The following is an 8,726-nucleotide window of genomic DNA, read 5'->3' as shown; positions in this document are numbered from 1 at the left end:
GAAATCATTTATATTTTATTTTTAATCTCCTATTTGAAAGATAAAGTAAAAGTAAAATGGCTAATAATCATAAGTTTTATATTATTAATGTTAATTTTAGGACCATTAACAGGAGCGATTATGGAGTTTGGACCACTTGAAGCTGAAAAAATGAGAAATCCAGTTTATGAACAATGGAAGCTTTTAACCTTAGGTGAAAATATTACAAGATTGGATTTTTTATCAATTTATCAGTGGTTATCTGGCGCTTTTGTTCGGATTAGTTTAAATGTATATATCGCAAATTATATTATCAATTACAGTGGGCGGAAAAAATGGAGTTTACCATTATTGTCACTTTCTTTAATAATAGCGGCAATGGTCCCCTGGAACGCATCAGCATTTTATAACTTTTTGCAATACTACTACTTTCCAATCAATTTAATTTTCTTATTATGTACGATGTTACTATTTTTAGTTATTTCAAAATTAAAAGGTGATTCCGCATGACAAAAGAATCGACAACTTTAGAAAACCTTAATCTACTAGACTTTATGGAGTCTTTTAATCACTCTTCGGATATCGAATTTAGAACGAAATCATATAAAGAAGGTGAAGACTCACATTTTGTCATCATCATGTTTTGTCCAAACTTAATAGATGGTCAATTTAGTAATCAAATTATTAATGACATATTTAATGTAGTCCATAAAGAAGAAAAGTTTGATTTTGAGTTATTAAGAAATATAGTTGAAGCTAAAAGATTAAAAGATGGATCTACGATTAAAAAGGAAGTTGAAGAAAACTTATTTTCTGGAGATTTAGTCGTATTTAGTTCTTATTTAAATGATGTTTTTTTTATTCCCGTTGCTAATCCTCCACAACGAAGTCCAGAAGAATCAAATTTAGAAAATTCTATTCGCGGTCCAAGAGACGGATTTGTTGAAAGTATTTTAATTAATATGGCATTAATTCGCCAAAGACTAAAGACTTCAACATTAAAAAGTGTTGAATTTACAATTGGTGAACGTAGTCGAACGAAAGTTTTATTAGTTTATATGGAAGATATTATTAATCCTGCAATTCTCTCAGATGTTAAACAACGCTTAGGCAATATAAAAAAAGATGTGATTGTGAGTAGCTATGAAATTGAGGAAGCTTTATACGATCAACCTTTTTCAATCTTCCCGCTTATAGATAATATTGGTAGACCAGATTTCGTCGTACAATCAATAAATCAAGGTAGGTTTGCAGTAATTGTTGATGGGAATCCTACTTGTTTAATCGGTCCGACAAACTTAAATCAACTCGTCTATTCACCAGAGGATATACATTCAAGTTTTTATTATGTCAATGTAGTTAGGTATCTTAGAATCATGGCAATCATCACAACAATTTTCCTACCAGGATTTTATATTGCAATGGTTACTTATCATATTGATCAAATACCATATCCATTCCTTGCGACGATTGGTATGTCAAGAAACGGTTTGCCATTTTCAGCTCCATTAGAGGCCTGTTTAATGTTAGTTTTTTTTGAATTATTTAAAGAAGCGGGGATTCGGTTACCAAAAGCGGTAGGCCAAACCGTAGCCGTGTTAGGAGGGCTATTTATTGGTGATGCCGCAATACGTGCAGGACTAACTTCACCTGCAATGCTTGTTGTAGTAGCTTTAACAGTTATTTCAGGCTATACATTAATTAACCAAAATATCTCAGGAAACATTGTATTCCTTCGTTTTTTTATTTTATTTTTATCGGCTGTTTTAGGCTTAATTGGTTTTTATACTGGATTTTTTCTAGTTGTAACGTTGATTGTTTCGTTAGAAAGTTTTGGTCAACCGTATATTTCAATCCTTTCAGTACCAAGTAAATCTGATTTCTTAAATGTAGTTATTAAGTTACCTCAAAAGTTTAAAATCAAACGAAATCTATCACTCCATCCAGTTGATGAAGACCGTCAGAAGGAGTGAGAAATAAGATGAAAAAATTGCTTATCATTATATTGGTGATTTTTCAATTACTCATTTTAACAGGCTGCTGGGGAACTCGCACAATTATTGATCAAACATTAGTTACTAGTTTTGGAATTGATTTTAAGGATAATCAGTATGTTGTCACGATTCAAGCACTCAATTTTTCGAATATTGCAAAGCAAGAAACTGGGGCATTACAAGTACCAGCCCCTCCATTAATTGGTCAAGCAACAGGTAAAAGTATACAGTCAGCATTTACTAAATTAGAATCACATTCACCAATGCCTTTATATTATGGCCATGTACATAGTGTCATCTTAAGTAAAGAGGTTATTGATAAAAAATTGAAGGACGTTAATTCCTTTATTAGCGGAAGACCACAGTTAAGATATACAATGTGGATTTATGGTACCGATCAGGATATTAAAGATATCTTAAAAAGTCAAAGCTTCTTTAATTTACCTTTTTTATATACGGTAGTAACGAATCCTGATGAAAAAAGTAGTGGGGGTTTAATTTTTCTAAGCCTTAAATTTCATCAATATATCTCAAGATATACAGAACCTGTTGGAACTTTATTAATTCCATCACTAGGGATTGAAGATAAGAAATTTGAAGAAAAAGAATTAGACAAGGTGGCCTACATTAATGGTGCCTATGCTGTATCACAGAAAAAATTTAAAGGGCAAGTAAATTTAAAGGATTTAAAAGCACTAGATTATATGAATCAAGAAAATTATAATTTACCACTTTCACTTGAAAAAGATAAATTAAATTTAGTCGTTAGAAGCTCCAAGGGTTCAGTTAAAGTCGTAAAAGGTGGTAAGAAGCCAAAGTATATTATTAAAGTAAAAACAGATGTAGCCATCGTACAAAATGAGAACCTTTTTAGTAGAAAGAAAATTGCCTCTAAAATCAGTAACAAAATGAAAAGTGAAATCTTAAAGACAGTAAAAAAAGGAGAAGAGGTTCACGCAGATCTTCTTAATATTTCAGAAAAGCCTTATCGATTTAATCGAAAAGAGTGGGATATAAAAACGCTTAATGAAGTCGATGCTAAATCAATAATGGATATTAAAGTTGATGTTCACATTTTAGGTAGTAAATCTTATAAAAGATGAAAGAGCTTAAAAAGAAGGGGATTTTTATAGAGGCACCTTCTTTTTTCTGCTCATTTTTATTGAAAATGAATTATGATAGAAATAAGCATAATAAAATGAAATTTTGATCGTGGGGGTGAACAAGTTGATTCTTGTAATTGGTGGAGCTCGTAGTGGAAAGAGTTCTTACGCAGAAAAAAGAATAAGAGAATTACAAAAATATTCAACTGATGTAGTCTATATTGCTACTGCAATATCATTTGACGGAGATATGAATGAGAGAATTAAAAGACATCAAGAAGATCGTCCGATTGATTGGCACACTGTAGAGCGATATAAACAATTTAATCAATTAAAAATGACTGAGGAATTTATACAATCCAAATATGTCATTTTAGATTGCATGACAGTTATGATTACAAATTTAATGTTTGATCATTATACTGATATTGATTTTGAGTCCATGAAGAATGAACAAATAAATAAACTAGAATCAGATATAGAAAATGAAGTGAACGAGTTGATAGACGTTTGTGATCAACACGGTAAAACATTCATAATTGTATCGAATGAGGTAGGTTATGGACTTGTTCCATCTTATCGACTAGGAAGAATTTTTAGAGATATTGCTGGGCGTATAAATCAAAAAATTGCTTCAAGAGCAGAAGAAGTTATACTCGTTACAGCTGGTATACCATTAAGAATAAAATAGGAGTACCAATATGAATCGATTTAAAATGATCCTCAGTTTTTTTTCAACCATACCGGTTAAAAATTATGATTTTATTGAAGCCGAGCTAGGAAAAGGAATTAGATTAGTTCCATTAGTAGGTGTTTTATTTGGTTTAATACTTGTTAGTTTGAATAGTGGAATTTCACTGATATTGGACAATGAAGCCAATGCATTTCTTATTCTATTAGTCTATTTATTCTTAACAGGCGGATTACATTTTGATGGAGTAGCCGACACGTCAGATGGAATTTTTAGTTATCGTTCAAAAGAAAGAATACTAGAAATTATGAAAGATAGTCGCATTGGCGCATTTGGGGTCATTTCCTTAATTGTTTTATTTTTAGGAGATTGGTTATTTTTATCAAAAAGTACTTCATTTGCTATTTTTTTATTTCCGATAATTGGAAGATGCATTGCCTTATTCACATGTAGAATAAGTACTTATGCTAGAAATGAAGGATTTGGAAGCCAATTTATAATCGAAGCCAAAAAAACTACTTCATTATTTGTTCTAATTACATACGTGTTACTCATTTGTGTAAGTAGTGTATTAATTAATGAAATAGCTATTATTATTGCGGTATGTATCACGTTTGTTTTTATTACTTTTATAACGAAAAGAATCAATCAAAAACTTGATGGAATTACAGGAGATGTAATTGGATTTACAATTGAAGTTTCCCAATTATGTTTTTTAATTTTTGCTGTTATAGGTGAGAGATTAGTATGAGAATATTTTTAATTAGACATACAGAAAGTATTGGAAATAGACAAAAGGTTTATGCAGGAATGACTGATTTTGATTTAACAGAAAAAGGCTTAAGTCAAATAGGTGATGTAATAACCCAGTTTACGAAAATGATTGAGTCTACTTCACGCTATACTTTGTATTCTAGTCCACTTCGTAGATGCACTTTATTAAGTGATGCGATTGAAGACTTAATAGGAGAATCGAAAACAGTTGATTATCGATTACAAGAGACAAATTTTGGGCTATTTGAAGGGAAAACATATACTGATCTTTTAAATGAAGTGCCTGAAGTTGTAGAAAAGTGGAATGAAGATTTGATTCATTTTCAAATTCCGAATGGGGAAAGCTTAAAGCAGTGTGCAGAAAGAGTTAATACATTTTGCCATGACATTAGATCAAAAAACGAAGATGTAATAGTAGTATCTCATGGAGGAATTATGAAGCTACTACTCTTAAATTTACTTCATTTAGATTTAAGTCATTTCTGGAAATTTTATACGAGTAATGGATGTATTATTGAAATTGAGTATAATGATGGTTTTGGATTTTTGAAAAATATCATTCAACTAAATTAAGAGGATGGAGAAACTTGAACACAAAAAGAATTGTTTTACTTTCATTATTTATCGCATTAAGTGCAGTACTGTCTAATATAAAAATAGTTTATTCTATTGCATTTGATTCATTGCCGGCTTTTCTGGCTGCAATGTTGATTTCACCGATTGCAGGCGGGATTGTAGGGGCACTAGGTCATCTTCTTACAGCTATTACTTCAGGTTTTCCATTTACAGTACCAGTGCATCTATTTATCGCAATACAAATGCTTGTGATTGTTTGGATTTATGGCGTATTATTTAAAAAAATGAATCAATACATTGCAATGGTCGTGGCAATTATTTTAAATGGTCCAGTGGCAACTTTGTTAAGTGGTCTATTAATTGCTTATTTGAATCACTCGTTTACAGCAAAGACTATTAGTAGTTTTTTTATCTTAATGGTTGTGCCATTGACTTTAGCTTCAGCGGCAAATATTGTTTTAGCATTTATACTTCAAAAGGTGATGAAACGTGCAAATTTCAAAATATAGAGATTTAACTTTAATGCATATAGATGGGAGTCGTTATTTTACAATTGCTTGTGATAGCTGCGGTGGAATAGGGATGAGTGAGTTTGATTTCATAAAAGTCGATGAAGAAATTGTAGGTTATTTAACGGCGAAATTATGTTTAGTTGAAACATTAGTATTTCGAGCTAAGCCTACTGTTTTAATTAATACTTTATGTGTAGAAATGAATGGTAGAGGTAAGCGAATAATAAACGGGATTGAAAAAGCGATTAAAGAATATAATGAAGCTAATTTTTATGAAGACAACTTAGAAATAAATATTACTGGAAGTACAGAAGAAAATATTCCAACAAAACAAACAGGTTTAGGAATCACTTTAATGGGAGAAATTTATAATCCATTTAATAGAAAAGAAGTCATTTCAGGGGATCGTGTAATATTAATTGGTTATCCAAAAGTAGGAAATGAGGTATTAGAGGATTTAAATGAAAATAAAAACGAAATCATTAATTTTAATTCATTAAAGCAATTAACAAATTGCGAAGAAGTCTCAGATCTATTACCAATCGGTTCAAAAGGCGTTCAATATGAATTGAATCAGTTGATGGAAACAAATAATATCGATATAAAATTAGTGAATCAATCTAGTATCCCATTACATAAATCGGCAGGTCCCGCGACATGTGCTCTAGCAATTATTAAAAAGGATGCGATTGAGGGATTAAAAAGGCAAATCTTACAACCAATCACATTACTAGGTGAGATAGTTTAATGAATCGATTGAAATAAAAATATGGAGAATTAATATGGCAGAAGCTTTAAAAGATTTATATAACTACGATTTAATTTCAAAAATTGCAAACGAAATTAATAACATTTATACAGATTTTAATCGAGAAACATTTATGGATAAGGTTTTCAATGAAAGCTGGGAAGAAAAAACATTAAAGGAAAGAATGAGACATATTACGATTTGTTTGGGAGAGACACTTCCAAACAAATATGAAAAATCAATAGAGATTTTAAGTAGTATATTAGAGAAATTTCCAAATGGCCAATTAAGTAGTATTTTTTTTCCTGATTTTGTTGAAGTGTACGGCTTAGATCATTGGGAAAAATCAATAGAAGCACTAGAAATATTCACAAAGCACTCAACATCAGAATTTGCTGTTAGACCGTTCATTGTACAAGACCAAGAACGAATGATGACCCAAATGCTAAAATGGTCTACTAATTCAGATGAACATGTAAGAAGACTTGCAAGTGAAGGATGCCGTCCAAAATTACCATGGGGGATGGTTCTAAAAAGTCTAAAAAAAGACCCAACCCCAATTCTTCCTATTCTAGAAAACTTAAAGGAAGACGAGTCATTATACGTTCGCAAAAGTGTAGCGAATAATTTAAACGATATTTCTAAAGATCACCCAACTCTAGTATTAAAAATTGCGAAAGAATGGTACGGTAAAAATCCACATACGAATTGGATTATAAAGCACGCATGTAGAACCCTATTAAAAAAAGGGAATATAGAAGCTTTAACGATTTTTGGATTCCAAACGACAAAAGCAATCCATATAGACCAATTCCAATTACAATCGGACAAGATTGTAATTGGTGGAGACTTAAACTTTTCATTTACAATTCATAGTAACGAACCAACCACCACAAAACTTAGAATCGAATTCGCAATTGATTATGTAAAGTCAAAAGGTAATCGTACAAGAAAAATCTTTAAAATATCCGAAAACAAAATTGAAAATGGCAAAACATTAACATACAACAAAACACACTCATTCAAAAACTTATCAACTAGAAAACATTACCCAGGTCAACATAGCATCACAATACTTATTAATGGAGTGGAAAGTGGGACTTATGACTTTACGGTAAGCTAAAAAAGAGATTCCACTATTTTTGGAATCTCTATAAGTTTTTTAAAATCAAGCTTTCCGGTCTTTTCTTTCACTTATCCCTGTCTCTTGTGCATCATCACATCTTCAGTTAATGGAGTAAAGCCAAGCTTTTCTTGTAACACACTTTTAGGAATTTGTGATTTAGTGATTGTAACTACTGTAACTTTTCGATTGATGTTTTCATTATGGATGATCGACATTATATCATAAAAATAAGGTATAGATGCTTCAGTATAAGCAACAGCTAATATTTCTGAATACCCGGTATCTGGTCGTATTGTCATACCAAAGTAGGCAATGACTTGATTTTCTAGCTTACATTCAACTGCATAGTCAAATTCAATTGAGCTATAATACTCATTCATCATGGCAACTTGTTCGTTCGTAAGAATTTGTTGCTTCATTTTTACATCTTTCCAAACATTAAATTGAAATTGATCTTTTATCTCATACGAAAATCCAGGAATACTTTGGATCGGTTTTATAAGAAGTGGATAATACGCACCAACTATTTGCGTACGATTGGTAATGTTGAAGCCTTTTGATAAGAAATAGTCTATTTGTTTTGACCACTGTCCTCTAAATCGCTGTGCAAATAGTTTTCCACCGTATTCCTCGCTAACAGCAAATTGATAAACTCTTTCAAACAATTCATCCCGGACTGTATCCTCATATTCAGGTAATACCCATGGATAACCTAATGAAACAAACTCTCCTTTACCAGAGAAACTCATATATCCTACAAGCTGATTTCCGTTAAAAGCAAAGCATCTAGATTTTTCATTAAATTCAGATTGTTGTTCAAATATTTTTGGAGATAAAGTTGCTTTCCAAGCATATGGTAGAGTTTCGGTCATCTTATTCCAAAAATCAAACTGCAAATCAAGATCTGTTGGGCTCTCATAAAAACGATAATCTATAGTCATATCAATATCCTTTCCTAAATCGTACTAATTTTATAGTATCAAATTCATTTGGATTTGAATCTTAAGAATAGCTAATTTTACTAAAAAGAATCAGTAACATCTAATAGGATCAATTAAATAAATATCACATTAATTAAAGTATGATTTTATAGTCATTCTGTTGCCTATAAAAAGAGCATTGAGCAAGAAGTTTAATTAGAGTCTGTAAAAGGGTACTTTTTTTATTTCACTTTTTTTCTAAAGAATGGTACGTTTTTTATTAGTAATTACATATTTATACTC

10 protein-coding genes are annotated in these 8,726 nt (G+C 31.0%); 9 read left to right on the top strand and 1 reads right to left on the bottom strand.

Features of this window, described 5'->3' with window-relative positions; translation table 11 throughout:
* From CN514_RS23330 to CN514_RS23290, 9 genes are all read left to right on the top strand, one after another.
* A partial coding sequence (locus tag CN514_RS23330; RefSeq protein WP_176526048.1) for a GerAB/ArcD/ProY family transporter occupies positions 1 to 489 on the top strand: 489 nt, incomplete at its 5' end.
* On the top strand, positions 486 to 1,952 hold the full coding sequence (locus tag CN514_RS23325; protein ID WP_098234617.1) for a spore germination protein: 1,467 nt from the start codon (positions 486 to 488) through the stop codon (positions 1,950 to 1,952). The genes CN514_RS23330 and CN514_RS23325, both read left to right, overlap by 4 nt.
* Positions 1,953 to 1,960: 8 nt before the next feature.
* Complete coding sequence (locus tag CN514_RS23320) at positions 1,961 to 3,076, top strand: Ger(x)C family spore germination protein (RefSeq protein WP_098234616.1); 1,116 nt, start codon at positions 1,961 to 1,963, stop codon at positions 3,074 to 3,076.
* Between the two features lie 124 nt (positions 3,077 to 3,200).
* A complete protein-coding gene (cobU, locus tag CN514_RS23315) occupies positions 3,201 to 3,767 on the top strand; it encodes a bifunctional adenosylcobinamide kinase/adenosylcobinamide-phosphate guanylyltransferase (RefSeq protein WP_217993958.1) in 567 nt (188 codons plus the stop codon).
* A 10-nt stretch (positions 3,768 to 3,777) separates the two neighbouring features.
* A complete protein-coding gene (gene cobS / locus CN514_RS23310; protein WP_098234615.1) occupies positions 3,778 to 4,518 on the top strand; it encodes an adenosylcobinamide-GDP ribazoletransferase in 741 nt (246 codons plus the stop codon).
* Positions 4,515 to 5,114, top strand: coding sequence for a histidine phosphatase family protein (locus tag CN514_RS23305; protein ID WP_098234614.1), 600 nt, complete (start codon positions 4,515 to 4,517; stop codon positions 5,112 to 5,114). The genes cobS and CN514_RS23305 overlap by 4 nt, the downstream gene beginning before the upstream one ends.
* A 14-nt stretch (positions 5,115 to 5,128) precedes the next feature.
* Positions 5,129 to 5,626: an ECF transporter S component gene (locus tag CN514_RS23300; protein ID WP_176526047.1), complete on the top strand. Its 498-nt coding sequence runs from the start codon at positions 5,129 to 5,131 to the stop codon at positions 5,624 to 5,626.
* A complete protein-coding gene (locus CN514_RS23295; RefSeq protein WP_098234612.1) occupies positions 5,607 to 6,377 on the top strand; it encodes a hypothetical protein in 771 nt (256 codons plus the stop codon). The genes CN514_RS23300 and CN514_RS23295 overlap by 20 nt, the downstream gene beginning before the upstream one ends.
* Positions 6,378 to 6,411: 34 nt before the next feature.
* Positions 6,412 to 7,500 carry a DNA alkylation repair protein gene (locus CN514_RS23290; RefSeq protein ID WP_098234611.1) on the top strand — a complete coding sequence of 363 codons (1,089 nt, stop codon included), beginning with the start codon at positions 6,412 to 6,414 and terminating at the stop codon, positions 7,498 to 7,500.
* Between the two features lie 71 nt (positions 7,501 to 7,571).
* Here the strand turns inward: CN514_RS23290 and CN514_RS23285 are convergent, their stop codons facing one another.
* The gene (locus tag CN514_RS23285; protein WP_098234610.1) at positions 7,572 to 8,444 is read right to left on the bottom strand and encodes a hypothetical protein; all 873 of its coding nucleotides are present in this window, start codon (positions 8,442 to 8,444) and stop codon (positions 7,572 to 7,574) included.
* Between the last annotated feature and the right edge of the window lie 282 nt (positions 8,445 to 8,726).

The sequence above is a fragment of the Bacillus sp. AFS001701 genome (assembly GCF_002559405.1).
GTDB lineage: Bacteria > Bacillota > Bacilli > Bacillales > Bacillaceae_G > Gottfriedia.
The sequence above is the reverse complement of the archived record's forward strand: the minus strand, read 5'-3'. Positions and strand labels throughout refer to the sequence as shown.